Source organism: Sphingobium lactosutens DS20 (assembly GCF_000445105.1).
In the GTDB taxonomy this organism is placed as follows: Bacteria; Pseudomonadota; Alphaproteobacteria; order Sphingomonadales; family Sphingomonadaceae; genus Sphingobium; species Sphingobium lactosutens.
Genome location: NZ_ATDP01000107.1, coordinates 294,270 through 312,036, shown reverse-complemented (window position 1 = coordinate 312,036; position 17,767 = coordinate 294,270). Strand labels below are relative to the sequence as shown.

General features: G+C 64.6%; 16 protein-coding genes. 7 read left to right on the top strand and 9 right to left on the bottom strand.

What is annotated here, in order from left to right; translation table 11 throughout:
• Window positions 1-13 precede the first annotated feature (13 nt).
• The 3 genes from RLDS_RS51695 to RLDS_RS57325 all read left to right on the top strand — a co-directional run bounded on the left by RLDS_RS51695 (window position 14) and on the right by RLDS_RS57325 (window position 2,644).
• The gene (locus RLDS_RS51695) at window positions 14-907 is read left to right on the top strand and encodes a LysR family transcriptional regulator (RefSeq protein ID WP_021228322.1); all 894 of its coding nucleotides are present in this window, start codon (window positions 14-16) and stop codon (window positions 905-907) included.
• A 279-nt stretch (window positions 908-1,186) separates the two neighbouring features.
• Window positions 1,187-1,894 carry a response regulator transcription factor CtrA gene (gene ctrA / locus RLDS_RS51690; protein ID WP_009821390.1) on the top strand — a complete coding sequence of 236 codons (708 nt, stop codon included), beginning with the start codon at window positions 1,187-1,189 and terminating at the stop codon, window positions 1,892-1,894.
• Between the two features lie 144 nt (window positions 1,895-2,038).
• On the top strand, window positions 2,039-2,644 hold the full coding sequence (locus tag RLDS_RS57325; RefSeq protein ID WP_021228321.1) for a methyl-accepting chemotaxis protein: 606 nt from the start codon (window positions 2,039-2,041) through the stop codon (window positions 2,642-2,644).
• 5 nt (window positions 2,645-2,649) lie between these two features.
• Here RLDS_RS57325 and RLDS_RS51680 read toward each other — a convergent pair whose 3' ends face one another.
• The 5 genes from RLDS_RS51680 to RLDS_RS51660 form a co-directional block, all read right to left on the bottom strand.
• Window positions 2,650-5,424, bottom strand: a complete 2,775-nt coding sequence (locus tag RLDS_RS51680; protein WP_031299051.1) for a TonB-dependent receptor plug domain-containing protein — start codon at window positions 5,422-5,424, stop codon at window positions 2,650-2,652.
• A gap of 110 nt (window positions 5,425-5,534) precedes the next feature.
• Window positions 5,535-6,089, bottom strand: coding sequence for a dCTP deaminase (gene dcd, locus RLDS_RS51675; protein WP_021228319.1), 555 nt, complete (start codon window positions 6,087-6,089; stop codon window positions 5,535-5,537).
• Between the two features lie 5 nt (window positions 6,090-6,094).
• Window positions 6,095-6,553, bottom strand: a complete 459-nt coding sequence (locus tag RLDS_RS51670) for a cytidine deaminase (RefSeq protein ID WP_021228318.1) — start codon at window positions 6,551-6,553, stop codon at window positions 6,095-6,097.
• Window positions 6,553-7,182: a GH25 family lysozyme gene (locus tag RLDS_RS51665; protein ID WP_201767514.1), complete on the bottom strand. Its 630-nt coding sequence runs from the start codon at window positions 7,180-7,182 to the stop codon at window positions 6,553-6,555. Before RLDS_RS51665 ends, RLDS_RS51670 begins: the two co-directional genes overlap by 1 nt.
• Before the next feature lie 67 nt (window positions 7,183-7,249).
• Window positions 7,250-7,732, bottom strand: a complete 483-nt coding sequence (locus tag RLDS_RS51660) for a UPF0262 family protein (RefSeq protein ID WP_021228316.1) — start codon at window positions 7,730-7,732, stop codon at window positions 7,250-7,252.
• A 113-nt stretch (window positions 7,733-7,845) separates the two neighbouring features.
• Between RLDS_RS51660 and RLDS_RS51655 the strand changes: the two genes are divergently transcribed.
• Window positions 7,846-9,330, top strand: a complete 1,485-nt coding sequence (locus RLDS_RS51655) for a replicative DNA helicase (protein WP_021228315.1) — start codon at window positions 7,846-7,848, stop codon at window positions 9,328-9,330.
• Window positions 9,331-9,430: 100 nt separating this feature from the next.
• Here RLDS_RS51655 and RLDS_RS51650 read toward each other — a convergent pair whose 3' ends face one another.
• The 3 genes from RLDS_RS51650 to yghU form a co-directional block, all read right to left on the bottom strand.
• The gene (locus RLDS_RS51650; RefSeq protein WP_021228314.1) at window positions 9,431-11,251 is read right to left on the bottom strand and encodes a DUF885 domain-containing protein; all 1,821 of its coding nucleotides are present in this window, start codon (window positions 11,249-11,251) and stop codon (window positions 9,431-9,433) included.
• Window positions 11,252-11,357: 106 nt separating this feature from the next.
• The gene (chrA, locus tag RLDS_RS51645) at window positions 11,358-12,662 is read right to left on the bottom strand and encodes a chromate efflux transporter (protein ID WP_021228313.1); all 1,305 of its coding nucleotides are present in this window, start codon (window positions 12,660-12,662) and stop codon (window positions 11,358-11,360) included.
• Window positions 12,663-12,802: 140 nt separating this feature from the next.
• Window positions 12,803-13,675 carry a glutathione-dependent disulfide-bond oxidoreductase gene (gene yghU / locus RLDS_RS51640; RefSeq protein ID WP_021228312.1) on the bottom strand — a complete coding sequence of 291 codons (873 nt, stop codon included), beginning with the start codon at window positions 13,673-13,675 and terminating at the stop codon, window positions 12,803-12,805.
• Window positions 13,676-13,992: 317 nt separating this feature from the next.
• On the opposite strand from yghU, the gene groES reads away from it, so the two are divergent.
• Window positions 13,993-14,280, top strand: a complete 288-nt coding sequence (gene groES / locus RLDS_RS51635) for a co-chaperone GroES (protein WP_021228311.1) — start codon at window positions 13,993-13,995, stop codon at window positions 14,278-14,280.
• Between the two features lie 50 nt (window positions 14,281-14,330).
• Window positions 14,331-15,974 (top strand): chaperonin GroEL, encoded by a 1,644-nt coding sequence (gene groL, locus RLDS_RS51630; RefSeq protein ID WP_021228310.1) that lies wholly within the window; start codon window positions 14,331-14,333, stop codon window positions 15,972-15,974.
• Between the two features lie 64 nt (window positions 15,975-16,038).
• Here groL and RLDS_RS51625 read toward each other — a convergent pair whose 3' ends face one another.
• Window positions 16,039-16,719 carry a GNAT family N-acetyltransferase gene (locus RLDS_RS51625; RefSeq protein WP_031299049.1) on the bottom strand — a complete coding sequence of 227 codons (681 nt, stop codon included), beginning with the start codon at window positions 16,717-16,719 and terminating at the stop codon, window positions 16,039-16,041.
• A 156-nt stretch (window positions 16,720-16,875) separates the two neighbouring features.
• On the opposite strand from RLDS_RS51625, the gene RLDS_RS51620 reads away from it, so the two are divergent.
• The gene (locus RLDS_RS51620) at window positions 16,876-17,763 is read left to right on the top strand and encodes an iron-containing redox enzyme family protein (RefSeq protein WP_021228308.1); all 888 of its coding nucleotides are present in this window, start codon (window positions 16,876-16,878) and stop codon (window positions 17,761-17,763) included.
• Window positions 17,764-17,767 lie beyond the last annotated feature (4 nt).

Genomic DNA, 17,767 nt, shown 5'->3' with positions numbered 1-17,767 from the left:
CGGATTGTTTCCAATGCGCCTTCCCGATTTTGAGGCCTGGGCGATGTTCGCCGCCGTGGTCGAGCATCGCAGCTTCACCGACGCGGCCAAAGCGTTGAGCGTGTCCAAGGCGACAGTGTCCAAGGCGGTGACGCGGCTGGAGGAGCATCTCGACACCAGCCTGTTCAACCGCACCAGCCGCCGGCTGGCGCTGACCGAAAGCGGGAAACGGCTGGCCGACCATGCGCAACGCATCCTGGCCGAAGGGCAGGCGGCCGAAGAGGCGGCGCGGGACGAGACGGCGGAATTGTCGGGCGTGGTGCGGCTGGGCGCGCCGATGACCTTCGGCCTGCTGCGCATCGCCCCTTTGGTGGCGCAGTTCACGAAAATGCATCCGCTGGTCGACATCGACCTGCATCTGTCGGACGCGAAGATCGACATTGTGGAAATGGGGCTGGATGCCACGATCCGCATCGCCGACATGCCCGACAGTTCGTTGCGCGCCCGGCGGCTGGCGGACGTCAACCTGCATGTCATCGCTTCGCCCGCCTATCTGGACGCGCGGGGGCGGCCGGCGCATCCGAGCGACCTGGGGACGCATGCTTGCATCTGCTATTCCAATGTCACGCCGTCCGACGTCTGGCGTTTTTCGGGGCCGGGGCAGCAAGTCGTCGCGGTGCAGGTGCGCGGGCGGCTGACGGTCAATAGCGGGGAGGCGATGTTGCCGGCGTTGAGGGAGGGTATCGGCATCGCGCGCCTGCCCGACTTCATAGTGGGCGAGGCATTGGCCAAGGGCGAGCTCGAGGAAATATTGGTCGACTGGCGCGCGCCGCCGGTCGGGCTGCATCTGGTGACGCCGCCGTCGCGGCTGCGCCCGGCGCGGGTGGATGCGTTAATCGATTTCATCGCCCGCCATCATGGCTGTTAAGGATCACCGTCAACCTTCGTAAATTTTTTGCGCAGGGATGGCATATCCTTAGCGGCATAATGTCCCCACATTGTCGTTTCGAAGGTGAATCTATCTTGACTTTGCGTGGGTCGCACCGCGCTCAACCCTTTGTAAATAGATTCGTTTTGCCACGACTCGCGCATTTCTGCCGGTTAGCTAAAAATTAACCTTTGTCCTTCAGAAGTTTTTTGGTTAATGATTTGAAGCGGAAGCCGTTCTGGTGGGGTGAACGGGACTGCGACGCAAAGGGGCATTCATATGCGCGTGCTGCTGATTGAGGACGAACCGACCACCGCCAAGGCGATCGAGCTGATGCTCACGACCGAAGGCTTCAACGTCTATACCACGGATCTGGGCGAAGAGGGTTTGGACCTCGGCAAGCTCTATGATTACGACATCATCTGCCTGGACCTGAACCTGCCGGACATGCATGGTTATGACGTGCTCAAGAAATTGCGCGCGGCGAAGGTGCAGACCCCGGTGCTGATCCTGTCGGGCATCAGCGAGATGGACAGCAAGGTGCGATCCTTCGGCTTTGGCGCGGACGATTATGTGACCAAGCCCTTCCACCGCGAGGAACTGATCGCGCGTATCCACGCGGTCGTCCGCCGGTCCAAGGGGCATAGCCAGTCGGTCATCCGCACCGGCAAGCTGTCGGTCAACCTGGACGCCAAGACGGTGGAAGTGGACGGCAATCGCGTCCACCTGACCGGCAAGGAATATGCGATGCTGGAGCTGCTGTCGCTGCGCAAGGGCACGACGCTGACCAAGGAAATGTTCCTCAATCATCTCTATGGCGGGATGGACGAGCCGGAGCTCAAGATCATCGACGTCTTCATCTGCAAGCTGCGCAAGAAGCTGGCGCTCGCATGTGGCGGCGACAATTATATCGAGACGGTCTGGGGTCGCGGCTATGTGCTGCGCGATCCGGACGAGGTCGAGGAAACGCAGGCCAAGGTCGCCTGACGTTCAAACACTAAATACGGGGGTGGAAAGGCCGGGCTCTAGCAGGAGGCCGGCCTTTTCCGTGTCCGGGGTGCGGGCGCCAGCAATCTTAACAGCTTGGTCACCTTATGCGGTGTAGCGCCGCGGTGAAGGAGTTTCTGTTTGATGGGTCAGGCAACGCATAGTCCCGAAGCGGCATGGGATGCCATCTGCCGGTCCCAGGCGGTGATAGAGTTCGACCCGTCCGGCATCGTGCTGTGGGCCAATGACCGGTTCCTGTCGACCATGGGCTATGCGCTGGGGGAGATACAGGGCCAGCATCATCGCATCTTCTGCGAGCCCGGCCATGGCGACACGCCGGAATATGCCGCGTTCTGGCGCAAGCTGGGGCGGGGCGAATATGACGCGGGCGAATATCGGCGCGTGGGCAAGGGCGGCCGGCCGGTCTGGTTGCAGGCGACCTATAATCCGGTATTCCACGCCGACGGATCGGTCGACCGCATCCTCAAGATCGCGACCGACAATTCGGCCGCGCATCAACTTCGGACGGAATTGCGCAATACCGTCGATGGCCTGTCCGATATCGTGAACAGCATCGGGCTGATCGCGAACCAGACCAATATGCTGGCGCTCAACGCCAGTATCGAGGCGGCGCGGGCGGGCGAGGCGGGCAAGGGCTTTGCGGTCGTGGCGGCCGAGGTCAAGAAGCTGGCCGGCGACACGCGCAGCGCGACCGACCGGGCGCGGGCGATGGTGGTCGCGGCGCAATAAGGGGGTCAAAAGGCGAGCGAGAGCTTGCCATAATAATAGCCGCCGCTGATGCCATAGGGCGCATAGCTGTTGTACAGCGCGAAGCCCGATGTGCCCTGGTTTATCGCGCTGAGCTTTGTCGGGTAGATGTTGAAGAGATTGTTGGCCCCGGCCGCGAGGCGAACGCCAGCGGCCAGCCGGTGGCTATATTCGACGTCAAAGATCAGCTTGGGCGTGATGCGATCGTCGGGATAATAGGTCACGCCGTCCACGGTGACGGTGCGGGCGGCGACCTGGGTCATGCTGCCGTAGCGCGTGGCGCGCAGGTTGAGAATCGCGTCCCCCCGCGTCCAGTTGAGATTGGCGATGATTTTGCTGCGCGGCGTGCCTTTGGTGATGTCGCCCTGACGCGCGCGGTCGATCAGGTCGACGCCGATCCCGGCCAGCACCGGCGGCACGTCGAGCCGGGTGAAGATGGTGCGGTTGATATTGCCCGACAGGGTCAGGAGGGCTTGGCCCAGCGTGCCCATATCCGCGCGCCAAGTGGCGACCATATCGACGCCGCGCGTGCGCGTGCTGGCGGCGTTGGAAAAGTAGAAGCCGCTCTGCACCGGATCGAGCCCGGCCGCGAGCAGCAATTCGCCCAGCGCGTTATAGCCGCGGGCGCGCGTCGCATCGGGCAGGGCCGACAGCGTGCCGCTGAGCAGGATGCGGTCGCGGATGCGGATCTGATAGGCGTCGATGGCTAGGCTGATCCGGGGCACGGGCGCAAGCACCAGCCCGGCGGAGAGGTTGGTCGACCGCTCCGGCTTCAGCGGTTGTGCGCCCCAGGCGATGGCGACTGGGTCATTGACGCGAAGCGCACGGACCGGGGCGAGGCGGGTGGTGGTTTCCCCGGGAAACAGCACGCCGATCGTGCTGGACGAGGCGTAATGGCGCTGCTGGAGCGTGGGCGCGCGAAAGCCGGTGCTGACCGTGCCGCGCAGGGCTAAGCCGGGCGCCGGCTCGATCCGGGTCGAGACTTTCCAGATATTGGTGGCGCCAAAGTCGGAATAATCCTCATGCCGGGCGGCCAGCGCGATTTCGAACCCGTTGGCGATCTTCTGTTCCAGGTTGAGATAGGCCGACCAGTTGTGGCGGCGATACTGGCCCGCGCTATCGCGGGTGAAGCCGGTAACGCCCTGCGCGCCGGGCGTGCGCGTCGCGCCGGCAAAGGGCGCGCCTGCGGGCGAGCGATAGCCGCCATCGGCATAGGAGGTGGGATCGCCGGCCACGATGCGATAGCCATTTTCCCGATATTCCGCACCGATCGCCAGCAGCAGCGGCGCGGCAAGCCCCAGTTGCACGTCGCGTTGCACGTCGACATTGCTGGTCCATTCGGTGGCGGTCACGGCACCCAGGAAGAAGCGCGTCGGGCTGGTCGGACCCAGCGAGACGTTGAGCGACTGTTCGGAATAGCGCCCCTGATTGCGGGCATAGCTGGTGCTGAGATCATAACGGAAGCCGGCTGGGCCATCACCGCGCAGGCCGCCGGTGACCTGGCTGTCGCGATCCTGGATGAAAAGATGGGGGATATAGCCTTCGGGATAGATGTCCGGGATGGAGAGGATGGAGTTGGGCGGTCGGTAGGTGAGATAGGCGTCGGCGCGGCGGCGCGACCAGGTGCCATGGGTGTAGAGCTCTGACGCGCCGAGCGGCATGACCGCCTGATAGGCCAGATTGAGGCCGGACACTTGCGGCTGGCCGGGCTTGTTACGCATGCGGTCGGCCGTGGCTTCGCGCGGATCGCCGGGGAAATAGAGGCTGGAGGTGATCGGCCCGCCGCGAATGGTGCGGCCCTGAAGCACGCCGTCGGCGGCGAGGTGGATCGTGCCGGGGCCGATGGCAAAGCCCTTGTCCACCTGAAACCTTCCCTGTTCGCCGCCGCCGTCTGCCGTCCCGCCGCCCATCACCGACGCGCCGCCCCGGCTGTCGGACTTGAGCAGGATATTGACGACGCCCGCGATCGCGTCCGACCCGTAATGGGCGGATGCGCCGTCGCGCAGCACCTCGATCCGCTCGATCATGTTGGACGGGATGAGATCAAGGTCCGGGGGCGATTGGCCATTTTGCGTCGTGCCGTTGATGAAAAGGGTGGCGCTGTTGTGCCGCCGCTTGCCGTTTACCAGCACGAGCAGATGGTCGCCGGCCAGGCCGCGCAGTGACAGCGTCTTGATCGCGAAACTCGCGCCCGCGCCGCTGTTGGAGACATTGATGGCGGGGATCAGTGCGCCAAGCAGGTCGCGGACCGACTGCCGGCCATTCGCCTCCAGATCGCGCGCGGACACTATGTCGATTGGCGTCATGCTGTCGGCGACGGTGCGGGTGACAAGGCGCGTGCCGGTGACGATGATCGGCGTCGGGTCCGTGACCGGCGGCGGCGGGGAGGCGGCCTGGCTCAGCTGAAAGGAGAGCGGGCTTTGCCGCGCGGTGGCGCGGGACGGAGCGGCGAGCGCGATGACCCCGGCGCTGGTCTGCGTCATGCGCAGATGCGTGCCGGCGAGCAGTTTTTGCAGCGCCTGCCCCGTGGTCATCCATCCGTCGATACGGCGGCTGCGGATCGCCGACACCTCCTCATAGGGAAAGAGGATGCGCACGCCGGTTTGCGCGGACAGTTGGCGCAACGCGCCGCTGAGCGGCTGGACATGAATGTCGAAACGGTGCCGCTGATCCAGTATCTTGTCCGGCGGCGGATTGGCCCGCGTGGGCAGCGCCGAACAGCAAAGCAGCATAAGCCCGGCCAGGGCTTGAAAGAGGCGCATGGCCATTCCCCCTTGTCGCCCGCCCGGTCAGGCGGCCGTCAATCAGGAGAAACGGATGGGGCAGCGGCGACCCGCCATGAAGGCGGCGGAGCGGGTGCCCGCCCGATCATCTAGAGGCGGGGCAGAGTTACGCCCTGCTGTCCCATATATTTGCCGGCGCGGTCGGCATAGCTGACTTCGCACGGTTCATTGCCCTGAAGGAACAGGAACTGGCAGGCGCCTTCATTGGCGTAGATTTTGGCGGGCAGCGGCGTGGTGTTGGAAAATTCCAGCGTCACATGCCCTTCCCAGCCAGGTTCGAGCGGGGTCACATTCACGATGATGCCGCAGCGGGCATAGGTGGATTTGCCAAGGCAGATGACCAGCACGTCACGCGGCACGCGGAAATATTCGACCGTGCGGGCCAGCGCGAAGCTGTTGGGGGGGATGATGCAGCAATCGGTCTTGCGGTCGACGAAATTCTTGGGGTCGAAATCCTTGGGGTCGACGATGGTGCTGTCGACATTGGTGAAAATCTTGAATTCATCCGCCACCCGCGCGTCATAGCCATAGGAGGACAGACCGTAGCTGATGCTCCCTTCGCGCTTCTGGCTTTCCACGAAGGGCTCGATCATGCCGGTCGAAAGCGCCTGCTGGCGGATCCATTTGTCGGAAAGAATGGCCATATATGTCAGCTCTTTTTGGCAGGGGCGATGCCAAGGTCCGCGGGACCAAAGGCATGGGGAAGGAGATCGGCAAGGGAGAGGGCCAGCACGCGGTCACCGCTGGGCGTCGCGCAGTGGATGGCGAGCGGGCGGCCGGCCATTTGTTCCGCTTCGTTCATCACCTGCCGGCAGCGACCGCAGGGGGTGACGAGCGCTTCGTCCGCGCTGTCCATCGCGCCGCCCACCACCGCGATGGCGGCGACGTCGGCAAAGCGCCCCTGCGCGTTCACGGTGGCGAGCGCGACCGTTTCGGCGCAAAGCGACAGGCCGTAGCTGGCATTTTCGAAATTGCAGCCGGTGACGATGCTGCCATCGGTCAGGCGCACGGCCGCGCCCACGGTAAAGCGGCTATAGGGCGCATGGGCATGGGCCATGGCCGCGCGCGCGGCGGCGATCAGCGCCTGCGTCTCGGAATCATCACTCATTATCGCGCCACCACATTCCATCGCACCGGACCATCGACGCCGTCGATATGCCGCATGTTGGTGGCTGTCCACATCACCCAGGGGCGGCTGGCATAATCGGGCGGGAAGAAATTGCCGTCCAGCCACAAGGTGCGGTTGATGCCCGACCCGATATCATAGGCCGCATCGAAATCCTCGCTCACGTTGAGCAGGGCGGGCTTGCCCGCCTGCCCCTCCACCAGGTTGATGAGGGTGTTGAGGTTGGAGAGCAGCAGGTCGCGGCCCGGCCGACGGGCGCATCCGGCCGAAAAGGCGAGGCGGATGACCGGCGGCAGGGCGGCATTGTCGCGTGGCACCGTGGTCATGAAGCCGGTCGCCTGATCGATCGGGCTGCGGCAGGCGCTGAATTCGATCACCGCGCCATAGCGCATGCCCGCCGCGCGCGCGCCGCGCCAGTTGACGGCGAAGGCGGGGTCGCGCCCGTCCTGCGCCCGCACCGCGCGGATATAGGCGAAGTCCGCCCCCTGCGCCGCCAGCGTGCCCCAGTCGACCGGGCCATCGGCCGACCCGATCGTCACGCCCTGCACCGGATAGTCGTCCCGGCTGGGCGCCCAGGCGCGCGCATAGAGCCACAATGCCAGCGCCAGCATCGCGATCAGCGCCAGTCCCGCCCCGATGCGGACCAGCAATCCCCCGAACGTCAAACCCCTGATTCCATCACCCCTTGATATGCAGCACGCAGATGAGCGTGAACAGCCGCCGCGCCGTGTCGAAATCGACCTTGATCTTGCCCTCCAGCCGCTCGATCAGCATGTCGGCGGCGTCATTGTGGATGGCGCGGCGCGCCATGTCGACCGTTTCGATCTGCTGGGGCGAGGCATTGCTGATCGCCTGATAATAGCTGTCGCAAATGGCGAAATAATCGCGGATCGGACGCCGGAACCGGCCCAGGCTCAAGATGATCGCTTCGAGCGGGCTGTCGTCCTGCCGGTTGATTTCGATGACCAGCCGACCTTCCTCCACCCGCAGCACCACCTTGTAGGGGCCGGCATAGCCGTCGGTATGGACCCGCTGGGGCGCGAAATGATTATCCTCCAGCAGGTCGAAGATCGCGATGCGCCGTTCCTGCTCCACGTCGGCATTGCGCCACAGGATCGTGCGCTCGTCGAGCTTGATGTCTATGATGCGCGGATCGGCCATATGCGAGCGGATAGTCAGTGCGGCGGCGCGCGTGCAAATGCAAGCGGGACTTATCCACAGCTGCGTCCCCATGGCCCCTTGCGCCCGCGCCGCCGGGAGAGGAAAGAGAGGCCATGGTCGAACTGCTGAAAATCAATCCCGCCGACAATGGCGGCGCCGAACTGCCGCGCAATGTGGAGGCTGAGGCCGCCCTGCTGGGCGCGATCATGATCGACAACCGCATTGCCGAGGATGTGCAGCTCAAGCTGAAGGCCGAACATTTTTTCGAGCCGCTGCACGGACGCATCTATGACGCGATCATGCGCCTGCTCGACAAGGACATGGTCGCCAATCCGGTGACGCTCAAGCCCATGCTGGAGCAGGACCCGGCGTTGAAGGAACTGGGCGGCGCTGCCTATCTGGCGCAGCTGACCGGCAATGGCGCGGCGCTGATCGGTGCGCGTGACTTCGCCAGCCAGATTTACGACCTGGCGCTGTTGCGGGAATTGGTGAGCGTCGGGCGCGAACTGGTTGAAAACGCGCTGGATACCAGCGAGGATGTCAACCCGCGCGAGCAGATCGAAGCGGCCGAAGTGGCGCTGTATAAAGTGTCGGAGGGCGAAGGCGAAACCGGGTCGGTCAAGAGCTTCCTGATGGCGTCGACCATGGCGGTGCAGGTGGCCGAACGCGCGCTCAACAGCGGCGGGCATGTGTCGGGGATCACGACCGGGATCAACAGCCTCAACGCCAAGATCGGTGGTCTGCACAATTCCGACCTCATGATCCTGGCCGGGCGACCGGGCATGGGCAAGACGTCGCTGGCGACCAACATCGCCTATAATGCCGCGTCGCGATGGGTGCGCGACAATGCCGATGGCATTCCGCCGGAAAAGAATATGGGCGCCAAGACGGCGTTTTTTTCGCTGGAAATGTCGGCCGACCAGCTGGCGACCCGCGTGCTCGCCGAACAGTCGGGCATTTCGGGCGAAGCGCTGCGCATGGGCAAGATCAGCCGCGCGGATTTCCAGAATCTGTCGCGAGCGGCGCGCGAGTTGCAGGAATTGCCGCTGTTCATCGATGATACGCCGGGCCTGACCATCGCGGCGCTGCGCACGCGCGCCCGGCGGCTGAAGCGGCGGCATGACATTGGTTTCATCGTCGTTGATTATCTCCAGCTGCTGCAGGGCACCGGACGGGGCGACGGCAACCGCGTCAACGAGATTTCGGAAATCTCACGCGGGTTGAAGACGCTGGCGAAGGAACTGCATGTGCCGGTGCTGGCGCTTTCCCAGCTCAGCCGTGCGGTCGAGCAGCGCGAGGACAAGCGGCCGCAACTGTCCGACCTGCGCGAATCCGGATCGATCGAGCAGGATGCGGACATGGTGTGGTTCGTGTTCCGCGAGGATTATTACGAGGCCGCAAAGGAACCCAAGCCCGACGACGAGGCTGCCTATGCCGCGTGGAAGGAGAATATGGAGCGCATCTACGGCCTGGCCGAGGTGATCGTCGCCAAGCAGCGCCATGGCTCCACCGGCCGTATCCGCATGAAGTTCGACGCGAAAATCACGCGCTTCTCCGACATTGCCGATGATGGCTATCAGGATATGAGCTACGAGTGACGTCGGCGGGACGTAGATCCGTTCGTTTCGAGCGACGTCGAGAAAGCTGAAGCGCGAGCCTGGCCGCTTTTCGACTTCGCTCGAAGTGTACGGAGGGGGCTTATGCCCCCTTCGCTGCCCTGGCCCGCGCCGCGACGCGCTGTTCCAGCATCGACAAAGGCATTGCACCTTCCTCAAGGATGGCGTGGAACTGCTTGATATCAAAGGCGTCGCCCAGCTGCGCCTGCGCGGCCGCGCGCGCCTTTGTCCAGACGCCATGGCCGACCTTGTAGCTGGTCGCCTGGCCCGGCTGGGTGCAATAGCGTTCGACTTCGCGCTGGCAGCGGGGGCGGGCAAAGCCGGTCTTTTCAACCATATAATCGGTTGCCTTCTCACGGCTCCACTGCTTGGCGTGGATGCCGGTGTCGACCACCAGCCGCGCCGCGCGGAACAGGAAGGATTGCAGATAGCCTGCCCGGTCCAGCGGCGTCGCATAGCCGCCCAGTTCGTCGGCCAGTTGCTCGGCATAAAGCGCCCAGCCTTCGGTGTAGGCGCTCATGAAGGCGGTCTTGCGCAGCATCGGAATGTCGCCGGCGGTCTGCGCGGTCGAAATCTGGAGATGATGCCCCGGCACGCCTTCATGATAGGTGAGCGCGGGCAGGCCATATTTCGGCCAGTCGCCCACATCCTTGAGGTTGATGAAATAGATGGCCGGGCGCGACCCGTCGAGCGCGGCGCGGTTATAATAGCCGTTGGAGGCGCCGTCTTGGATTTCCACCGGCACCGCGCGGATTTCCAGCTTCGTGTCGGGAATGGTGGCGAAGGCCTGCGGCAGTTTCGCCTTCATCGCATCGACGTCGCGGTTGAGCCGGGCGAGCAGGGCGGCGCGGCCCTCCGCGCTGTCGGCGTAAAGCTGCGAGGGTTCGACGTTGAGCTTTGCCAGCCGCTCGCCCACTGTGCCGCTGTCATAGCCGGCCCCTTTGAGGATGCCGTCCAGCTGCGCGCTGATGTCGGCTACCTGCTCCAGCCCCATGGCGTGAATCTGGTCTGCGCTAAGGTCCGTGGTCGTGGCCTGCTTGAGCGCGGCGGCATAGATTTCATCGCCGCGCGGCGTGCGCCAGACGCCATCACCCGCCGCCGTCTTGCCCTTGAGCGATTCGATCGCCGCGATCTGTTCGTCGAGTGCCGGATAGATCGCCTTTTCCACGATGCCGGTCGCCTGCGCCTGCCAATCGCCGCTGATTCCCTTGGCGGCGGCGCGCTTGACCAGCGACTGGACCATCGAGCTTTGCGCCGCCGGCTGGCCGCGCAGTTTCTTCAGCTGGCCGATCGTCAGATCCAGCGACCAGCCGGGCGCGAGATAGCCGCGCGCCGCTTCATCCCGCTGAAGCGCGGTGTCGGTCCGCAGGTTGCGCGCGAAGGCGTCGAGCCGCGAGACATAGGCGTCGCAATCGGCGCTGTCGTTGATGGTGTGTGCGGTGTTGAGGAAATCGGGCACGCGGAAATAGCTGCCGCCCTGCTGAAAGATGCGATAGGGGCGCTGCACGCTGTTGAGGCCGAACGTGCCCGGCGCAACCGTCTGCTGTCCCAGCGAATAGAGAATGACGTCGAGGTTGAGGCGCTGCGCGTCGGACAGGTTCGCGCCCTTGAACCCCTCCAATTCCTTGATCGCCGCCTGCGTCGCGGCAAGGTCCTTCATCATGCCCGACTTGCTGTTGTCGTCGAGTTGGCTCTTGGCGTCGGCGCGCGCGCCCTTGTCGAGGCCAAGGCTGGTGACGAACATGGGCGAGCGATCGAGCACGCCTTCGAAAATCGCGGCGAAGGCGGCGGACAGGCGGGTGTCGTCGCCATTTCCCGGCATGGCCGCCTGCGCAAAGGCGCGCGGCGCGCCGGCTGCGAGGGCGGAGGCTCCGGCGGTGGCGAGAAATAGGCGGCGGTCCATGGCGACTCTCCTTCTATGCGTGGGCCTTCTATGCATGGGCCGCACTCTATTGCCATAGTCCGCCGCGTCCAGCCTTTGGCAATAAAATTACCAGAGCCCGACATTTTCACATCGGCAGCGTCACTAGCAGGCCGGCCACCGCCGACAGCGCCAGCGTCGTCAGCACACCCCGTTTCAGACGGAACAGCAGGATCGCGGCCCCCGCCGCGATCAGCGCGATGCGCCAGTCGAGGCTGGCGGGATCGGGCAGCAGCAGCGCGATGCCCGGCGCTTCCATGCGCTCCAGTCGAGTGAAGAGGACATGCAGCGCGAACCAGAGCGTCAGATTGGCGATAACGCCGACGATGGCGGCGGTTATCGCAGCCAGCGCCCCCTGCAAGCGGGGCGCACGCTCCAGCCGATCCATCCAGGGCGCGATGGCGAGTATCCAGAGGAAGCAGGGGACGAAGGTAACCCAGAGCGTCATGAGCGCGCCCAGCGTGCCCGCCACCATGGGCGAAAAGGGCGCGGGCGCGCGAAACGCGCCGAGGAAGCCCACGAACTGCGTCACCAGGATCAGCGGTCCCGGCGTGGTTTCGGCAAGGCCAAGGCCATCGGTCATTTCGCGCGCGCTGAGCCAGCCCATCGCCTGCACTGCCTCCTGCGCCATATAGGCTAGGACGGCATAGGCTCCGCCGAACGTCACGATCGCCAGCTGCGAAAAAAAGAGGCCGATGCGCCAGAGCACATGATCGGGACCGAGCATCAGCAGGACCGCGATCATCGGTGCCGCCCAGATGGCGAGCCAGACGAGCACAGCCCGCACCGTACTGGCCCAGGGGCGCGGTCCAGCCGGGGCGGGCGCGGTTGCGTGGCCATGGGCGTTGAGCCACGCCGGCCGCCAGCGCGCGAGCAGGAAGCCGGCCAGACCGGTCGCCAGCACCACGACGGGGAAGGGGAGAGCAAAGAGGAACAGCGAGAGGAAGGCCAGCAGCGCCAGCGCGCGCTTTAAGCCGGTGTCGAGCGCGCGCCGCCCGATTCGGATCAGCGCCTGCACCACGATGGCGAGCACGGCAGCCTTGATGCCCAGAAAGATAGCGGCAATCGGGGCAAGATTGGCGGCTAAGGCGTAGAGCGCGGAGAGCGCCAGCATGATTGCGGCGCCCGGCATCACGAATAGCAGTCCGGCAGCAAGGCCGCCGCGCGTGCCGTGCAGGCGCCAGCCGATCCAGGTCGCAAGCTGCTGTGCCTCCGGCCCCGGCAACAAGTGGCAGACATTGAGCGCGCGTAGATAGCTGCCTTCGTCGATCCAGCCGCGCTGCTCGACGATCTCGCGGTGCATCAGCGCGATCTGTCCGGCGGGTCCGCCGAAACTTAGCAGGCCGATGCGGATGAATTGACGGACAAGGTCGGAAAAGGTTGGATCGGCCATGCAACGTCCCCCATGCGGGCGACGCATCGCCCGGATATGCCGCAACGCTTGGGCGGGGAACGCCTGATACGGGAGGTTGCCTAGCCCCGCCGCGCCGTCATGCCAACAGCGCGGCGGGAAGGCAAGAGGGGCGGGCGGGCCTAGCCGCCGCCTTGCAGCTTGTCCTGCGTTTTGGTCGCGAAATCGCTGGCGTCATGGCGTTCGTGCAATTGCTCTTCCAGCGGGCCGTTCGCCTTGTTCACCATGCGGCCGCGCTTGACGGCGGGGCGCTCGTCGATCTGTCTGGCCCAGCGCACGACATTCTTGTAGCTGGCGACGTCCAGAAATTCCGCGGCGTCATAGGCGCGGCCCAGCACCAGCCCGCCATACCAGGGCCAGATGGCGATATCGGCGATGCTGTAGTCGTCGCCCGCCATATAGTCATTGTCCGCCAGATGCCGGTCGAGCACGTCGAGCTGACGCTTGACCTCCATGGCGTAGCGGTTGATCGGATATTCGTATTTTTCCGGCGCATAGGCGTAGAAATGGCCAAAGCCGCCGCCCAGCAACGGGCCGGCGCCCATCTGCCAGAACAGCCAGCTGAGCGCGGCGGTGCGCGCGGCGGGATCGGCGGGCAGGAATTTGCCGAATTTTTCGGCGAGATAGAGCAGGATCGCGCCGGATTCGAAGACGCGCTGCGGCGGGGACACGCTATGATCCATCAGCGCCGGGATCTTGCTGTTGGGGTTGACGGCGACGAAGCCGCTGGAAAACTGGTCGCCATCGCCAATCTTGATGAGCCAGGCGTCATAGTCCGCCGCGCTGACGCCGGCCTCCAGCAATTCCTCCAGCATGATCGCGGCCTTTTGCCCATTGGGCGTCGCGAGGGAATAGAGTTGCAGCTTGTGCTTGCCGACCGGCAGATCCTTGTCATGGGTGGGGCCGGCGATCGGCCGGTTGATATTGGCGAACTGACCGCCGCTGGCCTTGTCCCAGGTCCAGACCTTGGGCGGGGTATAGGGAGTATCGCTCATCGCATGTTCCTCATGCCGCTGGAAGACAGGACCGCAGGTAGGAAGCCGCGCGAGGGGCGGCAAGGCGCACGGCCGGCGCGAGAGGCGTCCTGTCGCAGAAGCATCGATGAAAAATGTTCCGTGGCCTAGAGAAAAAGATGCGGGAACCCTCTTGACGCTCTGGCCGCGCAGGCCATATTCGCGTCGCTAGCACTCGACACCAAAGAGTGCTAACACAGGAAAGATCATCGGGAGACGGACCGGCGCGACGGGTCAGCGGGCTTCATGGTCCGCCACCGCCGCTATCCCCTCCCATCGCCAAGGGAAAGGCACTTAACATGGCATTTCGTCCGTTGCACGACCGTGTTCTCGTCCGCCGCGTGGAAGCGGAAGAGAAGACTGCTGGTGGCATCATCATCCCCGACACCGCCAAGGAAAAGCCGCAGGAAGGCGAAATCGTGTCCGTCGGCACCGGCTCCAAGGCCGACGACGGCAAGGTCACGCCGCTGGACGTCAAGGCCGGCGACCGCATCCTGTTCGGCAAGTGGTCGGGCACCGAAGTCAAGGTTGATGGCGAAGACCTGCTCATCATGAAGGAAAGCGACATTCTGGGCGTCATCGCCTGATCGCACTCCGCTTTTCCTAAACATCCCACTTATTCGAAAGGTATAAGATCATGGCAGCGAAGGACGTAAAGTTTTCGCGTGACGCGCGTGAGCGCATCCTGCGTGGCGTCGACATCCTGGCCGACGCGGTCAAGGTGACGCTTGGCCCCAAGGGTCGCAACGTCGTCATCGACAAGAGCTTCGGCGCGCCCCGCATCACCAAGGACGGTGTTTCGGTCGCCAAGGAAATCGAACTGAAGGACAAGTTCGAGAATATGGGCGCCCAGATGGTCCGCGAAGTCGCTTCGAAGACCAACGACATCGCCGGTGACGGCACCACCACCGCGACTGTTCTGGCCCAGGCCATCGTGCGCGAAGGCATGAAGTCGGTCGCCGCCGGCATGAACCCGATGGACCTGAAGCGCGGCATCGACCTCGCCGTCGGCAAGGTCGTCGAGGACATCAGCGCGCGGTCGAAGCCCGTTTCGGGTTCGTCGGAAGTCGCGCAGGTTGGCATCATTTCGGCCAATGGCGACGTCGAAGTCGGCCAGAAGATCGCCGAAGCGATGGAAAAGGTCGGCAAGGAAGGCGTCATCACCGTCGAGGAAGCCAAGGGCCTGGAATTCGAGCTGGACGTCGTCGAAGGCATGCAGTTCGACCGCGGCTACCTGTCGCCCTACTTCATCACCAACCCGGAAAAGATGCAGGTCGAACTGGCTGACCCTTACATCCTGATCCACGAAAAGAAGCTCAGCAACCTTCAGTCGATCCTGCCGATCCTGGAATCGGTCGTGCAGTCGGGTCGTCCGCTGCTGATCATCGCGGAAGACATTGAAGGCGAAGCGCTCGCGACCCTGGTCGTCAACAAGCTGCGCGGTGGCCTGAAGGTCGCGGCCGTCAAGGCGCCCGGTTTCGGCGATCGCCGCAAGGCCATGCTGGAAGACATCGCCGTCCTGACCAAGGGCGAAGTCGTCAGCGAAGACCTGGGCATCAAGCTCGAAAACGTCACGCTGGGCATGCTGGGCACCGCCAAGCGCGTCACCATCGACAAGGACAACACCACCATCGTTGACGGTGCTGGCGATGCCGAAGCGATCAAGGGCCGCACCGAGCAGATCCGTGCGCAGATCGAAGTCACGACGTCGGACTATGACCGCGAAAAGCTGCAGGAACGCCTTGCCAAGCTGGCCGGCGGCGTGGCCGTCATCAAGGTCGGCGGCGCGACCGAAGTGGAAGTCAAGGAGCGTAAGGACCGCGTCGACGACGCGCTGCACGCCACCCGCGCGGCCGTTGAAGAAGGCATCGTCCCCGGCGGCGGCACCGCTCTGCTCTACGCGACCAAGGCGATTGACGGCCTGACCGGCGCCAATGACGACCAGACCCGCGGCATCGACATCGTCCGCAAGTCGCTGACGGCGCTGGTTCGCCAGATCGCGGCCAATGCAGGCCATGACGGCGCGGTGGTTTCGGGCAAGCTGCTCGACCAGAGCGACACTTCGTTCGGCTTCAACGCCTCGACCGACACGTATGAAAATCTGGTTGCCGCTGGCGTCATCGACCCGACCAAGGTCGTGCGCACCGCGCTCCAGAACGCTGCCTCGGTCGCTGGTCTGTTGATCACCACCGAAGCCACCATCGCCGAGCTGCCGGAAGACAAGTCCGCTGCTCCCGCGATGCCGGGCGGCATGGGCGGCATGGGCGGCATGGACTTCTAAGTCCACCGACCCGCGAAACAGGAAGAGGCCGGCGGAGCGATCCGCCGGCCTTTTTCTTTGTCCGTCACGCTTTGGACAGCACCGCCATCGGCAACTGGGCGCGCACCGCAAAACCCAGGCTGCGATAAAGGGCGATGGTGCGGTCGTGGCTGGCATAGGCGTGGAGGAACGGCGTTTCGCCCCGGTCCTGCATGTGCCCCGCGATTCGCCGCATCAGATGACCGGCAAGGCCCTGGCCGCGATGATCGGGGTGGGTGCACACGCCGCTGATTTCGGCGAAGCCCGGCATCCGCATCCGCTCGCCCGCCATGGCGATCAGGCGGCCTTGTTCGCGCACGCCGATGAAGCGGCCAAGGCGATGGGTGCGGGCGCGGAACGGGCCGGGACGCGTCAGCAATGCCAGGTCCAGCATGTCGGGAGCGTCCGCTTCGCCTAGTTCCTGCCAGTCCGGGCCACTGCCGCCGATCTTCACGGGGCGGTCCGCCACCATCTGCGCCAGCATAGCGGTGCGAACGACCTGCATGCCGGGGGGAGGAGCCGCCAGCGCGTCGCGGCCCAGCAGCCAGAGTTCATCGCCCGGTGGCAATAGAGGGGCAAGCGCGGTCATTTCCGTGGGCAAGCCATGGGCGGTAGCCGCGAAGGGGCCATGATCGCGGTCCAGCCGAATTGCCTGCGCATCGCCCTGCGCCAGGGATGCCCAGCCGCCATGCAGGCTGTTCCAGATGGGTGTGTCGAGCGGATGAATGGCGTTGGCTCCCTGTTCGATGTGAGGGGCGGCGTCGCCCAATGGCGGCTGATCGTCAACCGCGCCCGCCTTGGCTGACATAGGTTAGGCGTTTTTATGGGAACGGAGGGCCTGTGTTCGGGATTGGTCGGGCAACGGAATAGGAAAGGTCTGAACGTGGCGACCCAGCTCAAGGACGATGAATCCCAATTTTTGCAGGACTCCTTCCAACAGCAACTGAGCCGGTGGAATCGACGACGGCTTTCGCCCGGCTTTCCCGACGACTGGTCGGCCGATCGCTTCAACGAAGATCAGCGCATGGCGCGGCTGGAACATGCCTTCATCGAGGAATTGCGCGCGGAAGTGCGCGTCGAGGCCGCGCAGGCGCCAACGGATGTGGACGGATTCATCGCCTGGTTCGAAGGGCTTGAGGCGACAGGGCCGGGACAGCATGACAGCCTGTTCCCCTGGCTCGCCGAAGACGCGCGGATGGACCATATCCGCTGGTTCCTGTCGCAGGAGGCGGCGGGCGAAGCGGGTTTCGATGATCTGGTGGCGATGACGCAGGTCAAGATCCCGGACCGGGCCAAGATGGAATTGGCGCGCAATTATTGGGATGAGATGGGCCGGGGCAATATCAAGGGCATGCATGGCCCGATGCTGGGGCAACTGGTCGACCTGCTCGACCTTGACACCTGCATCGAGCATACCGTGTGGGAAAGCCTGGCGCTGGCCAATGCGATGACGGCGATGGCGACCCAGCGTTGCTATAGCTGGCACAGCATCGGCGCGCTGGGCGTGATCGAGCTGACGGCGCCGGGCCGGTCGGCGCATACGGCACGCGCCTTGCGCCGGCTGGGTCTGTCGACCAGCCAGCGGCGCTATTTCGACCTGCACGCGGTGCTGGACATCAAGCATAGCGCCGACTGGAACGAGGAAGCGATAAAGCCGCTGGTGGCGGCGGACCCGCGCCGTGCCACCGCCATGGCCGAAGGGGCGCTCATTCGCCTGCGCTGCGGCGCGCGGTGCTTTACTCGCTATCGTGCGCATTTCGGGCTGGACTGACCGC

Bases quoted from the DNA above. Each gene is read 5' to 3' on its own strand.
- RLDS_RS51695 (WP_021228322.1), top strand. From the start codon at position 14: ATGCGCCTTCCCGATTTTGAGGCCTGGGCGATGTTCGCCGCCGTGGTC.
- ctrA (WP_009821390.1), top strand. From the start codon at position 1,187: ATGCGCGTGCTGCTGATTGAGGACGAACCGACCACCGCCAAGGCGATC.
- RLDS_RS57325 (WP_021228321.1), top strand. From the start codon at position 2,039: ATGGGTCAGGCAACGCATAGTCCCGAAGCGGCATGGGATGCCATCTGC.
- RLDS_RS51680 (WP_031299051.1), bottom strand. From the start codon at position 5,424: ATGCGCCTCTTTCAAGCCCTGGCCGGGCTTATGCTGCTTTGCTGTTCG.
- dcd (WP_021228319.1), bottom strand. From the start codon at position 6,089: ATGGCCATTCTTTCCGACAAATGGATCCGCCAGCAGGCGCTTTCGACC.
- RLDS_RS51670 (WP_021228318.1), bottom strand. From the start codon at position 6,553: ATGAGTGATGATTCCGAGACGCAGGCGCTGATCGCCGCCGCGCGCGCG.
- RLDS_RS51665 (WP_201767514.1), bottom strand. From the start codon at position 7,182: ATGCTGGCGCTGGCATTGTGGCTCTATGCGCGCGCCTGGGCGCCCAGC.
- RLDS_RS51660 (WP_021228316.1), bottom strand. From the start codon at position 7,732: ATGGCCGATCCGCGCATCATAGACATCAAGCTCGACGAGCGCACGATC.
- RLDS_RS51655 (WP_021228315.1), top strand. From the start codon at position 7,846: ATGGTCGAACTGCTGAAAATCAATCCCGCCGACAATGGCGGCGCCGAA.
- RLDS_RS51650 (WP_021228314.1), bottom strand. From the start codon at position 11,251: ATGGACCGCCGCCTATTTCTCGCCACCGCCGGAGCCTCCGCCCTCGCA.
- chrA (WP_021228313.1), bottom strand. From the start codon at position 12,662: ATGGCCGATCCAACCTTTTCCGACCTTGTCCGTCAATTCATCCGCATC.
- yghU (WP_021228312.1), bottom strand. From the start codon at position 13,675: ATGAGCGATACTCCCTATACCCCGCCCAAGGTCTGGACCTGGGACAAG.
- groES (WP_021228311.1), top strand. From the start codon at position 13,993: ATGGCATTTCGTCCGTTGCACGACCGTGTTCTCGTCCGCCGCGTGGAA.
- groL (WP_021228310.1), top strand. From the start codon at position 14,331: ATGGCAGCGAAGGACGTAAAGTTTTCGCGTGACGCGCGTGAGCGCATC.